Source organism: Actinomadura sediminis, from assembly GCF_042675525.1.
GTDB lineage: Bacteria > Actinomycetota > Actinomycetes > Streptosporangiales > Streptosporangiaceae > Spirillospora > Spirillospora sediminis.
Genome location: NZ_JBHTJA010000127.1, coordinates 1 through 16,760, shown reverse-complemented (window position 1 = coordinate 16,760; position 16,760 = coordinate 1). Strand labels below are relative to the sequence as shown.

General features: G+C 71.0%; 15 protein-coding genes. 8 read left to right on the top strand and 7 right to left on the bottom strand.

The annotated features are described in order from the left end of the window. Positions 1–961: 961 nt before the first annotated feature. From ACFQ11_RS33430 to ACFQ11_RS33420, 3 genes are all read left to right on the top strand, one after another. On the top strand, positions 962–1,981 hold the full coding sequence (locus tag ACFQ11_RS33430; protein ID WP_378306115.1) for a hypothetical protein: 1,020 nt from the start codon (positions 962–964) through the stop codon (positions 1,979–1,981). A gap of 852 nt (positions 1,982–2,833) precedes the next feature. Next, a complete protein-coding gene (locus ACFQ11_RS33425) occupies positions 2,834–3,262 on the top strand; it encodes a hypothetical protein (protein ID WP_378306113.1) in 429 nt (142 codons plus the stop codon). Positions 3,263–3,311: 49 nt separating this feature from the next. Further along, positions 3,312–4,325: a hypothetical protein gene (locus tag ACFQ11_RS33420; RefSeq protein WP_378306111.1), complete on the top strand. Its 1,014-nt coding sequence runs from the start codon at positions 3,312–3,314 to the stop codon at positions 4,323–4,325. 122 nt (positions 4,326–4,447) lie between these two features. On the opposite strand, the gene ACFQ11_RS33415 is transcribed toward ACFQ11_RS33420, so the two are convergent. From ACFQ11_RS33415 to ACFQ11_RS33405, 3 genes are all read right to left on the bottom strand, one after another. Then, positions 4,448–5,509 carry a WD40/YVTN/BNR-like repeat-containing protein gene (locus tag ACFQ11_RS33415; protein WP_378306109.1) on the bottom strand — a complete coding sequence of 354 codons (1,062 nt, stop codon included), beginning with the start codon at positions 5,507–5,509 and terminating at the stop codon, positions 4,448–4,450. A 123-nt stretch (positions 5,510–5,632) separates the two neighbouring features. Next, a complete protein-coding gene (locus ACFQ11_RS33410) occupies positions 5,633–6,553 on the bottom strand; it encodes a pyridoxamine 5'-phosphate oxidase family protein (protein WP_378306107.1) in 921 nt (306 codons plus the stop codon). A gap of 30 nt (positions 6,554–6,583) precedes the next feature. Continuing rightward, complete coding sequence (locus ACFQ11_RS33405) at positions 6,584–7,045, bottom strand: VOC family protein (RefSeq protein WP_378306105.1); 462 nt, start codon at positions 7,043–7,045, stop codon at positions 6,584–6,586. A 120-nt stretch (positions 7,046–7,165) separates the two neighbouring features. Between ACFQ11_RS33405 and ACFQ11_RS33400 the strand changes: the two genes are divergently transcribed. After that, a complete protein-coding gene (locus tag ACFQ11_RS33400; RefSeq protein ID WP_378306102.1) occupies positions 7,166–7,738 on the top strand; it encodes a CGNR zinc finger domain-containing protein in 573 nt (190 codons plus the stop codon). 38 nt (positions 7,739–7,776) lie between these two features. On the opposite strand, the gene ACFQ11_RS33395 is transcribed toward ACFQ11_RS33400, so the two are convergent. Then, positions 7,777–8,376 (bottom strand): hypothetical protein, encoded by a 600-nt coding sequence (locus ACFQ11_RS33395; protein WP_378306099.1) that lies wholly within the window; start codon positions 8,374–8,376, stop codon positions 7,777–7,779. A 187-nt stretch (positions 8,377–8,563) separates the two neighbouring features. On the opposite strand from ACFQ11_RS33395, the gene ACFQ11_RS33390 reads away from it, so the two are divergent. After that, a complete protein-coding gene (locus ACFQ11_RS33390; protein ID WP_378306097.1) occupies positions 8,564–9,454 on the top strand; it encodes a hypothetical protein in 891 nt (296 codons plus the stop codon). Positions 9,455–9,656: 202 nt separating this feature from the next. Continuing rightward, positions 9,657–11,396 (top strand): BCCT family transporter, encoded by a 1,740-nt coding sequence (locus ACFQ11_RS33385; protein WP_378306095.1) that lies wholly within the window; start codon positions 9,657–9,659, stop codon positions 11,394–11,396. Positions 11,397–11,399: 3 nt separating this feature from the next. On the opposite strand, the gene ACFQ11_RS33380 is transcribed toward ACFQ11_RS33385, so the two are convergent. Next, the gene (locus ACFQ11_RS33380; protein ID WP_378306093.1) at positions 11,400–12,353 is read right to left on the bottom strand and encodes a helix-turn-helix transcriptional regulator; all 954 of its coding nucleotides are present in this window, start codon (positions 12,351–12,353) and stop codon (positions 11,400–11,402) included. Between the two features lie 63 nt (positions 12,354–12,416). On the opposite strand from ACFQ11_RS33380, the gene ACFQ11_RS33375 reads away from it, so the two are divergent. Then, positions 12,417–13,637: an epoxide hydrolase family protein gene (locus ACFQ11_RS33375; protein WP_378306091.1), complete on the top strand. Its 1,221-nt coding sequence runs from the start codon at positions 12,417–12,419 to the stop codon at positions 13,635–13,637. Between the two features lie 74 nt (positions 13,638–13,711). Here ACFQ11_RS33375 and ACFQ11_RS33370 read toward each other — a convergent pair whose 3' ends face one another. Both ACFQ11_RS33370 and ACFQ11_RS33365 read right to left on the bottom strand, forming a co-directional pair. Then, entirely contained in the window at positions 13,712–14,536 is an 825-nt protein-coding gene (locus tag ACFQ11_RS33370; protein ID WP_378306089.1) for an oxygenase MpaB family protein, read from the bottom strand. Between the two features lie 127 nt (positions 14,537–14,663). Beyond that, a complete protein-coding gene (locus ACFQ11_RS33365) occupies positions 14,664–15,404 on the bottom strand; it encodes an isocitrate lyase/PEP mutase family protein (protein ID WP_378306087.1) in 741 nt (246 codons plus the stop codon). Between the two features lie 119 nt (positions 15,405–15,523). Here ACFQ11_RS33365 and ACFQ11_RS33360 point away from each other — a divergent pair, with 119 nt between their 5' ends. After that, complete coding sequence (locus tag ACFQ11_RS33360) at positions 15,524–16,552, top strand: alpha/beta hydrolase (RefSeq protein ID WP_378306085.1); 1,029 nt, start codon at positions 15,524–15,526, stop codon at positions 16,550–16,552. The last annotated feature ends 208 nt before the right edge of the window (positions 16,553–16,760 follow it).

The window sequence follows — 16,760 nt, the reverse complement described above, 5'->3', positions numbered from 1 at the left end:
CGCCCTGGGGGTATCTGGCCATACCACCGGCATACGCCCACACCGACGGTCCGTCGACTTACCCGACCGCCATCACCCAATAACCCTGGTTAGGCGCGTTCTTCCCCGGAGCCGACGCGCTCAAGACCCGACTGGCGAACGCATGGCACGGCCGAGCCGTCGCCAACCCCATGCTTCACCTCGACATGGGCCAAACCCGTTGTGGCTGCTGGAGGACCTCGATCTGCGCCCGGGGACGCGGATTCTCGACCTCGGCTCCGGCACGGGCGCTACGTCGGTGTTCCTGGCCCGTGAATACGGTGCCCAGGTCGTTGCAGCCGACTTGGGGATCCCCCGGAAGAGGCGGCAGCCGTCTTCGGCGAGGCGGGTGTCAGCGATACGGCGGAGTGGTGGCGCTTCCAGTGGGAGATCACCGAGTTGGTGAACGTCACGTCCGCGCGGCTGCAGCGAGATGCCTGGCGGGGCTGGCTGCTGTGAACCCGGGCGGGCGCGGAACACCGCCCGGACCGCAAGCGAACCGGTCTGTCATCGAGATGCTCGCCACAGACGGCGGTGAATTGCTCTCCTTCGCCCTGGTAGCCGCCCAGGAGAACTAAGCGGACGCCATGCGTCGGGGGTGCGGTTTCGGCGTATGCAGCCGGTCTGTGCTGTCGGCGGTGGTCACCAGTGCGAAGGAGCGGACCAGTACGGCGAGTGCGCTCGTCTCCGGGCATGCTCCGGTGGTCTTGGCGAGACATCGCGCTTGCCGGGCTTGATGGTGCCGAGCCGGGCGAGCAGGAGCCTGCGGGGCGGCAGGCCGCTAACCCGCGAACGAGCGACAGGGCCGTTAGCTGGGCAGACCCGCGGTGGTGGCTGTCGGTAAGGCCGGGCGACCAAAGCCTGAGCGAATACCGACCTTGGGCGGCCGTTGATCGTCTTTGGACGACTGTCGGCGCGGAGTCGGGCTTCTAGTTTCGAGATCATGAACGTGGAACGCTCCGGCCTGCCTCCGCTCCCGCGCCGGATGGCGCTGGTGGTGGCGCTGCTACTGCTGTCGCCGATCTGCGCCGAGTACCTCATCGGCTACGACCAGATCATCGGGCGTCCACTGGTGCTGCTCGGCGGACTGCTCATCCTCGCCCCGCTGTACGGGACCGTCGCGGTACTGATCCGGGAGGCCGCCCGCCGTACCGGCCGGGGCTGGCCGACGATCGTGCTGCTGGGCGCGGCGTTCGGGCTCGTCCAGGCGGGGCTGATCGATCAGAGCCTGTTCAATCCCGACTTCGTGGACGAACCGTCGTGGGACCGCGACCGGCTGCCGACCCACATCCCGGAGCTGGGCCTCAGCGCCAAGTACCTGCTGAGCTTCGTCGCAGGCCACGTGATCTGGAGTTTCGGCGCCCCCATCGCGGTCATCGAGGCGTGCGCGCCGCGTTACGCGAAGCGTCCATGGCTTGGACGGACCGGCATCGCGACGATGGTCGTCCTGTACGGGCTGGGCGCGGCGATCATCTGCAGGGAGCACACCGAGGACTTCATGGCGAGCCCGGCGCAGTTGGGCACCACTGCGGCGATCGCGGTACTGCTGGGCATCGCGGCGTTCGCCATCCCCCGTCGGTCCGGGCCCGTGTCGGGTCGGGTACCGCCGCCGTGGGCGGTGGGGTGCGGTGCCGTGGTGCTGTGGGGCACCCACCAGTTGGCACCCGCGTCCTGGGCAGGAGTGGCGCTCTCAGCGCTCGCCCTCACACTCGCGGCCGGCTGCCTGCTGCGGTACGCCGGTCGCCGCGGCTGGAACCATCGGCACCTCCTCGCGGCCGGCGGAGCCGCGCTCGTGGTCAACTCGGCGCTGGCCTTCGTGGTCGAGCCGCTCGGCGAGACGTCCTACCCGGTCAAGTACGCCGTCAACACCGTCTTCTTGCTGGGCGTCCTGCTTCTCCTGGGCCTCATCGACCATCGGCTGCGCCGCTCGAAGGAGACCGTCGCGCAAGTAGGGAGGTCCTGAGTATGCGATCGCATCCTCCGACTCCCTGGAGCGGGCGCCGGTCACCGCGTCAGCGCTCGGCGCCCGGCAGGGTCCTTCCCTAGCACGGCTACGCCTGGGGGACGGTGGAGCGGGAGTCGCGCCGGGGTGGTCAAAGCCGCCGGTGGGTTCCACGGCCCCGATGCGCATGCCCAGGGACGTGTTGCCGTACAGAAGAACGCCCCGGAACCTATGGCTCCGGGGCGTTCTTGCTGGTCTTGGAGGTGGGCATGGGGGTCGAACCGCCGATCTTTATAGCGACACCCCTGCCGGACGAACATCGACCGAGGCCGACCGGTGGCGCCGTGCGTCCGTAGCGGCGGCTGGTGCGTGTCAGCCCAACTTGTCGCAGTGGCCCCGTTGGAGGGCCGTGTTGTCGATAGCAAAGTAAGCACTGGGGTCAACTGGCGGGCCGCATTCGGACAGCCTGCGTCGGCAACAGTGGCTTACACGCGGCGCGCAAAGAAACCACACCCTGAGTCACGACGCGGATACTTCGCTGGTCACCGAGCCGGTAATAGATAGTCGGCGACCTAATGCGGCAATCCGGCCGGCCGAGTCCTCACGTCGGTGATCACAATGGCGCCTGATTCTGTTACTGACCGTTACAGGGGAGTGGTCTTGAGGGGCAGTGCCCGGACGGGTGCATCTTGATCGTTGATCATCGACAACGTAGCTTTGGGCGAGTCATGTCGGACTTACCTTGGCTCGACATTCAATGTCACTCTGCACTGGGTACGCGTACCCACATACGGGGTTACGGCATTCATTGATTTGAAGGAGTGGGTTCACGTGACTCGTCCATGGAGCAAGTACGTACCTCGACTGGTGTCCATGACGGTGGCCGTTGCGGCAGGGTTTACGGCCTTTGCCGCGGCGGCTCCGGCGCAAGCCACCGGCTGGAATGTCACAGCCGGTTCCCAAGCCCAATGCAAGGGAGGAACCTACTGCCTCTACTATGCCCCCAACGTCTGGTTCGGCAGCAACAATGCGGTGTGGGGTTTCAACTACAGAGCGCCGAACCTCGGTCAGTGGAGGTTCGCCCATTGCTCCCAGGGCGGTGACGGCAGTTGCGCCGGCTGGAATACCTACATCCGCAACAACGCCGCGTCGATGAGCGCCGTGGACTGCAAGGGCGTTACGGTCTGGGTCTATCCGAACTATACGGGGAACTTCAACTGGGTCAGCGGGGGCTCTTGGGGGAACCTCAACGGCTACCTCAGGAATAACGAGGCGTCCACGTCCAGAGGAAACCTATGCTGACAGGGCGCCGCTGCCGAGCCCCGTTCCCTCCCATCGCAAAGGACGAGCTTTGACGAACCGGATGTCACGACGTGTAGTTCTGATCGCCGGGGGCAGCACCGCGGCCGCGACCGGAGTGGCGGCCGCTCTCATTCTCGTGGGTTCGGAGTCTCCCGCCTCGGCGGGCCCGTCCGAGCAGCCCTCCGTCACCACGGTCTACGAACCTTCGGTCCGCACCAGCGCGATGCCGCTGGACGCCTATCGCCTCAGTGGAGCCCAGGAGGCGCAGCTCCACAACCAGCGGAACGTCATGAACCGCGAATGCATGAGGTCGTTCGGGCTGTCGTATCTTCCGCACTACACCGACCGGACGGAGGTGATCGCCGCTTCGTTCGCCGTTAACAACAGCCGCCGCTATGGGATCAGCGATCCGGTCGCCGCGAGCAGGTTCGGTTACCACCTGCCCCCGCAGCCGTCTTCCGAGAGCGGCGCGGAGTCCGATACGTCGCCGATGGCGATGCCGCCGGACAAGTACCTGGTCTTCACCGGAGCCCGGAAACCGGCCTCGTCTTCCGTGCAGAAGATGCCCGATACGCAGGCTCAGAAGGTCTCGCCCGGAAGTTATCACGGCAAGGCGATCCCGCCCGGAGGGTGCGCCGGCCAGACCGACCGAAAACTGCTGTTCACGTCTCAGTCACCCGAGGCCGCAGAGGCGAACCATCTTGCGGCAGAGTTGAACCAGGAGGCCTTCATCAAGGCCGTTCAGGACACCAGGACCCGCAAGGTGGACGAGGCCTGGCGGCGGTGCATGGCCGAGAAGGGCTATAACGGCTACGCCAGTCCGCTGAAGGCTGCTGCCGCCTTCGATCTCACGCAGCCCGTCTCGAAGGCGGAGATCGACACGGCCGTCGCCGATGTCACCTGCCAGCAGCAGGTGGAGTACGTTCCCACTCTGACCGCCATCGAGAAGGGCCATCAGGAGACCGCGATCGCGAAGCACGCCGCGACCCTTGCCCCCTTGAAGACGCAGGTGGCCAAGCGGACTGCGGCGCTCGAGAAAGCGATCCAAAGCAGCGGCGGATGATCGGGCAATGACTGCGGGCCGCGGGTCCGGCGAACCTTCGTGATGCCGGTCGGGTCGTGGATCGACCCGACCGGCCATGGTTCGGCGGCCCCAGGTTCCTCGAGCGTGTCCGGCGTCGGGGATCAGGGGGCGGTGAGCATCAGGGGGGAATTGATCCGTGTGCTCCCCGTCACCCAGATCCGGCCGCTCGGCGCGACGGAGACGTCGTACGCCCATGCCTCGATCGGGGTGGTGAACTTCTGCCAGGCGCCGTCCGCGTAGCGCAGTAGCGGTGCCGGGCCGTACAGGGACGGACGGCCGAGGACCACGAGCGGGTTGCCGTTGCTGTCCAGTCGTACCTTCTCGCCGTAACTGTCGAAGGCACCGGCGGGTGCCGCGGTCCACGTCTCGCCGTTCCAGCGGAACAGGGCGTCCCAGGTGAGCGCCCAGACAGTCCCGTCGGCGGCGGGGGCGACGCTGGTGACGCACCGTTCGGTGGGAAGCGGGGGCAGAGTGGTCCAGGTGGAGCCGTTCCACCGCAGGACGACCGAGTCCAGGCGTTCGGCGTCGGTGTTGTAGCGGCAGCTTCCGGTCCAGGCCTCGGTGGCGCTGCGGGCTTGGACGTCCGCGACTCCGTGTTGCAGCGGACGGGCGACGGGGTCGGGCTTCCAGTGGTCGCCGACGCGGCGGAACAGCGTGGGCAGGAGCAGGCTGCCGTCCGGGCTCAGGACGTAGATCTGGATCCACAGCCCGGCCGGGCCGGCCCACATGCGGGTGCCGTGGGCTTGGGCGACGTCGGGCGGCGGGGCGACGGGCCGGAACGCGGTGCCGTCGAACCGCGCCAGGTAGAGGCGCGTCCCGTCCTGGACGCCCCAGGCCCAGACCTCGCCGGCGTGCGCGACGACCTGGTAGATGGCGCCGTTGCCGGACCAGCCTTCGAGCGGGTACTCCTTCCATTGCGAACCCGCCCGGCGCCGCACCACCGGGTTGCCGAGGCCGTCGCCGATCTGCCCTTGGCGGCCGGAGATCCATGCCTCGGTGTCGGAGACGGCGGCGACGCTGTACACCCCCGCCCTCGGCCACAGGAACGGCAGCGGGACGTCCCTGAGCGCGGCGGGCGGGGGTTCAGCGTGTACGGCGGGCACGGGGGCGAGGGCGAGGACGGCGATGGCCGCAATGATCAGCCGAACGGGGAGGGGTCTCATGCAGGACATCATCTGCTCCGGCCGACGACTTTGCCAGTGTTCACTGGGAAAGTCATCGGCGCGCGTCCGGTAGCGGCCGTCGGGCCGAGCGCGGCGGGGGCCTCGCCGGTCGGCGCGGACGGGTCAGGGGGCTTCCCCGAGTGGGGGCACGGGAGGGTTGAAGCGGGACGGGACCGGGTCGCTCCACCGCAGCGGGACGGCGCCGGGGATCTCGACGACGTCGGTGACGGTGAACTCGACGAGCCGTTCGGCGCCCGGGACGGCGGCGGCGTGCGCGGGGTCCCAGTCGGTGCGCGCCGTCCCGGTGAGCTGCAGGACGGCGCCGGTGCGCCAGTCGGGGAACAGCAGCCCCGCCCGGGGCTGGACCTCCAGGTTGCCCAGGGTGTTGAACATGGCGTTGCCGACGTAGTCGGGCCAGCGCAGGACGGTCGGCGACACCGACTCCACGAAGCCCGGGGCGCCGCCGCGGTGGGAGACGTCGGCGTTGCCCTCGCGGTCGGCGGTGGCGATGAAGAAGGTGTCGGCTCCGGTGATCCATCGCCGCTGGTCGCCGGTCAACGCGTTGGAGCGTTCCGGCCGGCCGGGGGCCGCGGGTTCCCACCGCGGCTCGCGCTTCTGGATGTACTTGGGGCAGTTGGAGTACACCTGGTCGAGCGTGACGCGCAGCCCGCGCGCGGTCGGGACGGCGCGTCCGTTCATCCGCATCCGCCGGTGCCGGGACGGCTCGATGGCGAGCATGCCGACCGGTGCGGGCCCGGAGAGCCGATCGTGCAGCGGGTCGTCCGGGCCCGTGCGGGCGTCGACCGTGAGGGTGCGGTCGTCGTCGGCGCGCAGGAAGCCGGGCCGTCCGGTGAGGAGCGTGGCCCACAGGCGCCCCCGGCCGTCGGCGGCGCCGAGCACCAGCATCGGCTGCTGGGCGAGGAACTTGCTCGCCACCTCGGGGATCTCCGCGCGGATGGCGCGGCCCGAGAACCCGCCCTGGTCCAGCAGGCCGGCGCGCCGCTGGGCGGCTCGTTCGCCTTCGTGGTAGACGTCGGCCGCCACAGCGGCCTCCTTTCGTCGAAGCGGTGAGGGTTAGAAGAACCCGCAGGTCGGGGCCGCGCCGCTCGGCGCGGGTGCGGTGTCGGCGCCGGTGGGCGCGTAGATCTCCAGCCGGATCCCGTCCGGGTCGGTGAAGAAGACGCCGCCGGAGGAGGCCCCCTCGCCGTGCGGGACGACGCCGTCGTGGACGAGCTCGGCGCCCAGCTCGCGCAGCACCCGTTCGGTGGCCTTCACCTCGTCGATCGAGTCGACCTGGAACGACAGGTGGTGCAGGCCCGCCGACCGGGTCGGGAAGGCGGTGTCGCTCTGCTGCCAGAGGGTCAGCACGAGCCGCCCGTCCCGTCCGAGGAAGGCCCAGCGGCGGCCGTCCTCCCTGCCTTCGGCCTGCACCTCGAACCCGAAGACGCGCTGGTAGAAGGGCAGCGACCGGTCCAGGTCGGTGACGTTCAGCCCCACGTGCCCCGTCTGCAGCGCCTTGATGGTGACCGTCTCCATGACACACCTCGCAAACCCGGGCGTCCTGCCCGGCGTTGATCTAACTGGCTATCGAAATATAGAAGGTTAGAGGACGATCGTCAACCGGCTAAGGCGCGATAGGCGGGTAGAGTTGGGGGCGTGCATGCGGAGCATCGATCCCAGGAGCAGGTCGCCGCGGACCCTCGCCCGCTCATCGGGGAGCCGCTGTGCCTCGACCTGATCAACACGCGGTGGATCGACGACGGCGTCCGTCACGATCTGCTCGACTCCACCGGCGGGCTGGCCGTCTGGCTGCGCTCGGCCGGTCTGGACGATCGCGCGACGGCCGACCGGGCGACGCTCGACGCCGTCGTGGAGACCCGCGACGTCCTCCTGGGCCTCGCTGAGCGACGCTCGTCCCCCGAAAAGGCGGAAGCGCTCAACCGGGTCCTCGCGCACGGTGCGCTGCACCCCCGGCTCGGGCCCGACGGCCCGGAGCACCATCCGCGGACCGACGACCCCGCCTGGCTGCCGTCCTGGCTGGCCGCCGCCGACTACCTACGGCTCCTGACCGAGAGCCCCGGCCGCATCAAGCCCTGCGCGCACCCCAACTGCGTGCTGTACTTCCATGACGCCACCAAGAACGGCACCCGCCGCTGGTGCTCCATGGCCGTCTGCGGCAACAGGGCCAAAGCCGCCCGCCACTACGAGCGCAGCAAGAGCGGGCCGTGAACCCGGCCCGCCTGGACGCGTCGTGATCGTCGGGCGGCTCAGCCCGCCCCGGATTCGAGCGGCCGGACGCGGGGGCGGCGCAGGCCGATGATCGCGAGGAGGGTCAGGCAGATCGCGAGCATGTAGCCCGGGAAGACCCACGTGTCGAGCGTCCACCTGTCGATCGTCAGCAGGGTGATGGTGGAGTTGACGCCCACGAGGGCATAGAAGCCGGCGTTCTCCGACTCGGGGTCGCCCCACGCCTTGCGGATCGTCGGGACGGCGCCGACCCCGTCCGCGAGGACCGCGAACACGACCGCGACGGGCGCCCTGTCCAGCCCCACCCAGACGATCAGCGCCATGACCGCGACCGCGCCGCAGGCGAGGTCGAAGGCGCCGACGCGCGCCGTGCTCCGCCGATTGGCGAACGAGGCGAGCAGCACGATCAGCGGGCCGAGGCCGGCCGAGAGCGTCGTGACGGACGGCAGGCCGACACCGCCGTCGAGCTGCGCGAAGAACCCGATGAGCGGCGCCGCCGCCCACAGGGACCACGTCACCCGGTTGGGCCGGGTGCTCCCCCGGACCGTCGCGATCGCGTACCGCACGCTCCCCGTCAGGCCGATCGCGGCGGCGAGGAACACGAAATGCGGGTCAAGCATGGGCTTCGTGGACGCCGCCGGGAATCATCACCGGACCGACGCTAGAAGACGCCCGAGACCCACGACACCGAATTGCCTCGACGCGGCCCCGACTTCGGCGGACAAGCCCGGGGCGCGATCTTCCACGAGGGGGTTCGCGTCGCTACATTGACTCGACTCGCTCGTCAGACGGGAAAATGAGGTGACCATGGGCGTTCTGCCGAACTCCGCCGGTTTCGGCAATGGCGTGTTCCGCATGCATCTTCGCGCGGTGGGGGTGCTCGCGTCGGGGGTGCTCGCCGTATCCGCGCTCGCGGCCCCGGCTTCGGCGGACGAGATGCCCGCGCGGTACGCGGGCTGGTCCATGGACGACGCCGCGGGCCCGGTGGCCCGGGCCGTCGAGGGCACCGGGGTCGCGAACCCGGACGCCGACCTGAGGTTCACGCCCGGAGTGCGGTTCGGGGAGCCGGGGAACCTCGGCATCGGCACCGACAGAGCCGTCCGGCTGAACGGGCGGCACCAGTTCGGGCAGGTCAGGCCGCTGGTGGACACGAGCGAGCGGTTCATGTTCGCGACGTGGGTCAAGCTCGCGTCCCTCGACGGTGACCAGGTCGCGGTCAGTCAGGCCGCTGCGGACGGCGGCGTGTTCGAGCTCGGCTGGATCGGAAGCCGCTGGACGTTCCGGCACCGCGCCGCCGACGGCGGTGTCGTCGCCTCGGTGAAGCGGGACATGGCGGTCGCCGCGGACGGTTCACCGTGGACGGAGCACTGGGTCTCCCTGATGGGCGGGTACGACCCGGACACCGGTGAAATCTGGCTGCGCACCCAGGCGGACGGCTCCTACGACGTGTGCGTGCCCGGGGAGCCGTGGAACTGCCATTCGGCGCCGCTGATGCCGGAGGAGATCGCCGTGGCGCCGACAGGGTGGACCGCCTCGCCCGGTGACGGCCCTCTGCTGTTCGGCGTGACGTCCAGCGGCGGCGCTCGGCATTCCTACTGGAACGGATGGCTCGACGACTCCCAGCTTTGGCCTTTGACCTACACCGACAGGTCGATACTGCGCGCCGTCTACGGCGACACGGTCGGCACCGCGCCCTAGCCTGCGCCGGGCAAGGCGGGCGGCGCCATGGTGCGGGCCCGCCGGTCCGGCCCGGGGTGACGGCCGGCCCGTGCCCGCGCGCGGTCGAGCCGGGCGCTCGGGCAGTGGGCGCGGTGGGGCGGAGCGCTCTGACCCGGCGGGCGTGGAACGTTTTACCAACGCGTTCAAGTGAGAACGTAGATTCTCGGGAAAAGGCTGTGGCATGGGGATGACCGATCACGGGACCGACCGAGAACCGGGTCACGGCGCACCACCGGGCAATGAGGAGGGACGTCCGCGCACCGACTGGGTCGTGTACGGGATCAGTGCGGTGCTGGCGTTGGCGCTGATCTTCTGGGGCGCCGTCTGGACGGACAACCTGAGCACGGTCGCGCAGAACGCGCTCGACTGGCTGCTGACGAACGTCGGGTGGATGTTCGTGCTGGCGGCGACCGGGTTCGTGGTCTTCTCGCTCTGGCTGGCGGTCAGCAAGTACGGGCGGATCCCGCTCGGCCAGGAGGGCGACGAGCCGGAGTTCCGCACCGTCTCCTGGATCGCGATGATGTTCAGCGCCGGCATGGGGATCGGCCTGATGTTCTTCGGCATGGCCGAGCCGCTGGAGCACTTCGTCAACCCGCCGCCCCGCACGGACGCGCCGCAGAGCGAGGCGGCGGTCGAGACGTCGATGGCCACGACGCTGTTCCACTGGTCGCTGCACCCGTGGGCGATCTACGCGGTGCTGGGGCTGGCGATCGGCTACGGGCACTTCCGGCGGGGGCGCAAGCAGCTGATCAGCTCGGCGTTCGCGCCGCTGTTCCCGAAGGGACGCGGTGAGGGTCCGGCGGGCAAGATCATCGACATCCTGGCGCTGTTCGCGACGCTGTTCGGCTCGGCGGCCTCGCTGGGCATCGGCGCGCTGCAGATCCGGACCGGCATGCAGGAGGCGGGCTGGATCGAGACGCTCGGCACCTCGGTCCTCGTCATGATCATCGTGGTGCTGACGATCTGCTTCATCCTGTCGGCGGTCTCGGGCGTCGCGAAGGGCGTCCAGTGGCTGTCCAACATCAACATGGTGCTGGCCCTCATTCTGGCGGTCTTCATCTTCCTGGTCGGCCCGACCGTGTTCATGCTGCAACTGATCCCCACGTCGATCGGCGTGTACATCCAGGACTTCGGGCAGATGGCGTCGCGGTCGGGCGCCACCGGCGGGCGGCCGATGGAGAAGTTCCTGTCCAACTGGACGATCTTCTACTGGGCGTGGTGGATCTCGTGGGCGCCGTTCGTCGGGATGTTCCTGGCCCGCATCAGCCGCGGACGGACGATCCGGCAGTTCGTCGCCGGGGTCATCGTCGTGCCGAGCGTGGTCAGCCTGCTCTGGTTCGCGGTGTTCGGCGGGGTCGCCATCCGGGACCAGCAGAACGGGAAGAACCCCTACGGGGACGGCTCGCCGGAGGAGATCACGTTCAACGTGCTGAGCGACCTGCCGTGGGCGGGCATCACCGCGGTCGTGGTGATGATCCTGGTGGCGATCTTCTTCGTGTCCGGCGCGGACGTGTCGTCCATCGTCATGGGGACGCTCTCGCAGCGGGGCTCGACGCACCCCACCCGCTGGATGGTGATCTTCTGGGGCGCGGTGACCGGCGCCGTCGCGGCGATCATGCTCGTGATCGGCGGGGACGAGGCGTTGAACGGCATCCAGAACATCACGTTCATCGGGTCGCTGCCGTTCACGATCGTGCTGATCGTCCTGTGCGTCGCGCTGGCGAAGGACCTGCGCGACGACCCGATGATGCGGCGGCAGCGCAAGGGCGAGGAGGTGCTGGAGGACGCGGTCGTCACGGGCGTCCGGGAGCACCGGGGCGACTTCGAGCTGGCGCTCCGCCCGTCGAGCAACGACACCGCCGCGGACGGCGAGGACGCGTTCGACGCGGACCCGTTCGACCGGGACGTCGGGAAGTCCTGAGGGTCAGCCGAGCGCGTCCAGGCAGCGGCGGGCCTGGAGGCGCAGGGCGTCGGCGAGGTCCGGCGGGCCGTCGGCGACGGTGAAGCCGACGCCCACCGAGGTGATCATCCACACGAGGTCGGCGGGTGTGTCGGCGCCGACGTGCAGCCGGCAGGTGCGGTCGTCGACGGGTTCGACGACGCCCATGCCGGGCCAGACGCGTTCGGCCGCGTCGTCCGCCGGGACGTGCAGGACGACGGTGGCCCGGACCGGCCAGGCGCGGGACGACAGCGTGCGCGCGAGGTACGCGGCGACGTCGCCGTCCGGCGGGGGGCGCGGGACGAACCGGGGGCCGGGCGGGGTGCGCGGGGTGAGCCGGTCGACGCGGAAGGTGCGCCAGTCGTCCCGTCCGGGGTCCCAGGCGACGAGGTACCAGTGGCGGCCGAAGCTGACGAGGCGGTGCGGCTCGACGGTGCGGCGGGTGTCGCCGCCGCGGGGGCTGCGGTAGTCGATGCGGAGGCTCTCGTGGCGGCGGCACGCGTCGGCGATCGCGACGAGGGCGCCGGGGTCGACGGCGGGGCCGGGCGCGGCGCCCGCCCGGACGGTCGCCGCGTTCAGCGCGCCGACCCGGTGGCGGAGCCGGGCGGGCAGGACGCGTTCGAGCTTGGTGAGCGCCCGCAGCGCCGTCTCCTCGATCCCGGCGACGGTCCCGGCGGTGCGGAGCCCGACGGCGACGGCGACGGCCTCGTCGTCGTCGAGCAGCAGCGGCGGCAGGGCCGACCCGGCGCCGAGCCGGTACCCGGCGGTGCCGCGCACCGCGTGCACGGGGTAGCCGAGCTCCCGCAGCCGGTCGACGTCGCGGCGGACGGTGCGGGGGGTCACGCCCAGGCGTCCGGCGAGTTCGGCGCCCGACCGGTCGCCGTGGGCCTGTAGCAGCGACAGCAGTTTCAGCAGCCGCGCGGAGGTGGTGGTCGGCACGCCGCCGAGTCTGCCGCACGGTTGGGACCGTTCCGGACCTAAGCCCTTCCTAGCGTGCTCCGCATGACGACCGAACGAGAGATCCGCCCCTTCAAGATCGACATCGGACGGGAGGTGCTGGACGACCTGGACGAGCGGCTCGCGCGGACCCGCTGGCCGGACGAGCTCCCGGGCGTCGGCTGGGACCGCGGCGTCCCCGCCGGGTACCTGCGGGAGCTGGCCGAATACTGGCGAACCCGCTACGACTGGCGCGTCCACGAGGCCGCCCTCAACGGGTTCCCGCAGTTCACGACCGTGATCGACGGCCAGAACGTGCACTTCCTGCACGTCCGGTCGCCGGAGCCGGACGCCGTCCCGCTGCTGCTCCTGCACGGCTGGCCGGGCGCGTTCACCGACTTCCTCGACGTCATCGGGCCGCTGTCGGATCCGCGCGCGCACGGCGCGGAACCGTCCGCCGCGTTCCACCTGGTGATCCCGTCGCTGCCGGGCTTCGGGTTCTCGACGCCGCTGGCGGGGCCGGGCATGGACGCCGCGCGGATGGCGGCGGTGTTCGCGGAGCTGATGGAGCGGCTCGGGTACGGACGGTACGGCGTCCACGGCTACGACACCGGGTCGTGGGTCGGGCCGAAGCTGGGCCTGGCGGCGCCCGACCGGGTGATCGGCGTGCACGTCAACGCGATGATCACGTTCCCGGCGGGCGTCGAGGGCGAGATGGACGGGCTGTCGGACGCGGAGCGCGACCGGTGGCGGCGGATGCAGGACTTCAACGACGGCTACCTGCAGTGCAACTCCAAGCGCCCGCAGACCGTCGGGTACGGCCTGCACGACTCGCCGTCCGGGCAGCTCGCGTGGATCGTGGAGAAGTTCAAGGAGCTGACCGAGCCCGCGGGCGGGCTCCCCGAGGACGCGATCGACCGCGACCGCATCCTGACGACCGTGTCGCTGTACTGGCTGACGGGCACGGCGGCGTCGGCGGCGCAGGTGTACTACGAGGAGATCACCGCCGGCGCGTGGGCGGACGACCCGAGCGGCGGGACGGATGCCCCGGGCGGCGGGGCGGACGACTGGAGCGGCGGGGCGGACGGGGGCTGGGCCCCCGAACGAGGGACGGTGCCGACCGGCGTGCTCGTCTCGGCCCACGACGTGACGGTCCGGCCGTGGGCCGAGCGCGACCACAACATCGTCCGGTGGACCGAGCTCGGGAAGGGCGGGCACTTCCTCGCGATGGAGGAACCGGACGCGCTCGTCGGCGACCTCCGGGCGTTCTTCGCGTCCCTGCGCTGACGGAGGAGAGGACCCGCGGTGTCCGGCGGGCGCGGGTGCCGGACACCGCGGGTCCCCGGTTCGGGGCGGGGGCGTCAGACGATCGCGAGGCCGCCCCGGATGCGGCGGCGCACGTCCCACAGGTAGACGTTGAACGGGAACTCGCGCAGGGGGCGCGGCAGGGCGCGGTTGACGCGGCCGAGGGCGCGCATGAGGCGGTCGAAGCGGGCCTGGTCGCGGGCCGTCCAGCGGTAGCCGAGCTCGTCGCGGAACGGCTGCGGCAGGAAGCCGACCGTCTGGAAGCGGTTGAAGGCGCCGAACAACTGCGGGAAGGGCGCGGGCAGGAACTTCAGTTCCGTCAGGTCGCGCAGGTAGCCGCGGGTGAGGTCGTCCATCTCGATCTCCGCCAGCGAGGCGTCCCAGTACTTCTGGAAGGCGGCGCGGTCGGCCGGCCACATGTCCTCGGTCATCTGCAGGGTCGTGCCGAAGCGGGCGCCGTACCGGTAGAGGGTCTCGCGCTGCTCCTCACCCGGCTCCCCGTACAGGATCCGGTAGATGTCCTCGGTGCCCATGTAGAGGCACGCGGCGACCCAGAGCTGCAGGTCGCGGTCGAAGGCGTTGTACTTGACGGGTTCCCGGGCGTTGACGTGCCGGTGGGAGCGGTCGACCTCGCGGCGCATCGCGGCCCGCTCGTCGTCGGAGCCGAGCATGGCGACGGCGATGTAGCTGAGGGTGGTACGGGCGCGCTTGATCGGGTGCTTGTCGATCCGGCCGCTGTCGACCGTGCTGTTGGCGACACCGTGTCCCACGGGGAGGCGGGCGAGCTGCATGACGACGTTCGCGGCGGCGGCCGCGAGGGCCAGGCCGCTGATGGAGTCGGTGACGACCTCGGGCGGCGCCTGCTCCTGCGTCGCGGTCATACGGGGGCCTCACTTCCCGGGGGGAAACGAAAGTGCGTTGCGCGTACCACTGTGCCTTAGTAAGTGGTCACTTGCAAGCCCCGGGACGCCCGCACGGCGCGGGCGTCCCGGCCGCCCCGCACGTCCCTCAGGCCGGGTCCTCGCCCGCGCGGAGCCGCCCGGCGAACTCCTTCAGCGCGTCCATGACGTGCATGTGCGGGAACGGCCCGTACGACACGCGGGCGGCCCCGGCGGCGGCCAGCTCGCCCAGCGAGGTCCCCGGGAACTGGTTCACGTTGACCGGACCCGGGAGCCCCTCGGCCAGCGCCCGCACCGTCTCGGCGGGCGCCATGATCGGGTAGACGCAGTCGGCGCCCGCCGCCAGGTAGCGGCGGCCCCGCGCGAGCGCGCCGTCGAGCGGGTCCGGGGCCTGCCGGATGAACGTGTCGGCCCGCGCGTTGATGACGAGCGCGTCCCCGGCGGCGGCCCGCACCTCGGCGAGGTACGCGGCCTGCTCCTCCGGGTCCACCAGGTCGTCGCCGCGGCTGTCCTCCAGGTTGCAGCCCGCCGCACCCATCGCCAGCAGCCGCTCCGCCAGCTCGGCGGGCGGCAGCCCGTACCCCGCCTCGGCGTCCACGGTGACCGGCACGTCCGCGGCCCGCACCACCCGTGCGGCCGCGGCGAACATCTCGTCCACCGGCGCGACCTCGCCGTCCGGGTAGCCGAGCATCGCGGCGATCGCGGCGCTGGCCGTGGCGAGCGCCGGGAAGCCCGCCTCCTGGACGACGCGCGCGCTCGCGGCGTCCCACACGTTCGGCAGGACGAGCGGGTCGCCCGGCCGGTGCAGGCCGCGGAGCCGCGCCGCCCCGTCGTTCACCTCGTCGGTCATCAGGTTCTCCCCCTGTTTCACGGGTGACCGTCCATAGGCAGGACGATGCGGCCCCGTCTGCTGTGACATCCGGCCGCGTACCCTCGAAGACGATCATCAGTCTGCACGAGGGAGTGCGCATGCTGCCGTGGTCGGCGGAACTCGCCGGACGCCTGGAGGAACACGTCGTCAGCAGCGAGCTGCTGCGCGGCAACCCGCTGAAGGACCCGCACGAACGCCCGATCCTGGTGTACACGCCGCCCGGGTACGACGACGAGCCCGAACGCCGTTACCCGTCCGTCTACGTGATCACCGGGTTCACCGGGCACGCCGGGATCTGGCGGAACCGGATGCCGTACCGGCAGCCGTTCCCCGAGACGGCCGACGCGGTGTTCGCGCGCGGCGAGGCCCCGCCCGCGATCGTCGTGTTCGTGGACGCGTGGACCGCGCACGGCGGCAGCCAGTTCCTCGACTCCCCCGGCACCGGCCGCTACCACTCGTACATCTGCGACGAGATCGTCCCGTGGGTCGACGCGCGCTACCGGACGCTCGACGCGCCCGCGCACCGCGCGATCAGCGGCAAGTCGAGCGGCGGATACGGCGCGATGGTCACGCCGATGCTGCGGCCCGACCTGTTCGGCGCCCTCGCCACCCACGCGGGAGACGCCCTGTTCGAGTACTGCTACCTCACCGAGTTCCCGAAGTGCGTCCGGCACCTGCGCAAGTACGGCGGCGACATCATGCGCTGGTGGGACGCCTTCAACGGGCGCGTCGCGTTCACCGAGCCCGAGGACATGGAGCTGCTGAACATCCTCGGCATGGCGGTCTGCTACTCCGCCCGCGAGGACGGCACCCCCGAACTGCCGTTCGACCCGGTCACGGGTGTGATCCGGCAGGACGTGTGGGAGCGGTGGCTCGCGTGGGACCCGGTGCGGATGGTCCCCGCCCACGCCGACGCGATGCGCTCGCAGCGGGCGATCTGGATCGACGGCGGCACCCGCGACGAGTGGTACCTCGACGTCGGCGCCGAGGCGTTCCGGGCGGCGCTGCGGGACGCGGGCGTCGCGGACGACGTCGTCCGGTTCGAACTGTTCGACGCCGGGCACGGCGGCATCGACTACCGCTACCCGATGGCCCTCGCCTGGCTCGCCCAGCGCATCGCCCCCTGACCCCCGCCCCGCCGGCCCCTCCACCACCGGACGCCCCCCCGCACGCGCGACCCCGCCGCCCCCGGTCCCGCGTGCGGGACCCGCCCCCGAGCGCGGACGGCCGCGCGTCACGGGCCGGCCTCCCAGGCGCGTACCGCCTGCCCGCGTGGCACAGCCCGCCCCGCGAGCGCAGACCGCCGGGCGTCGCCCGGACCCGGGCGCGGGCACC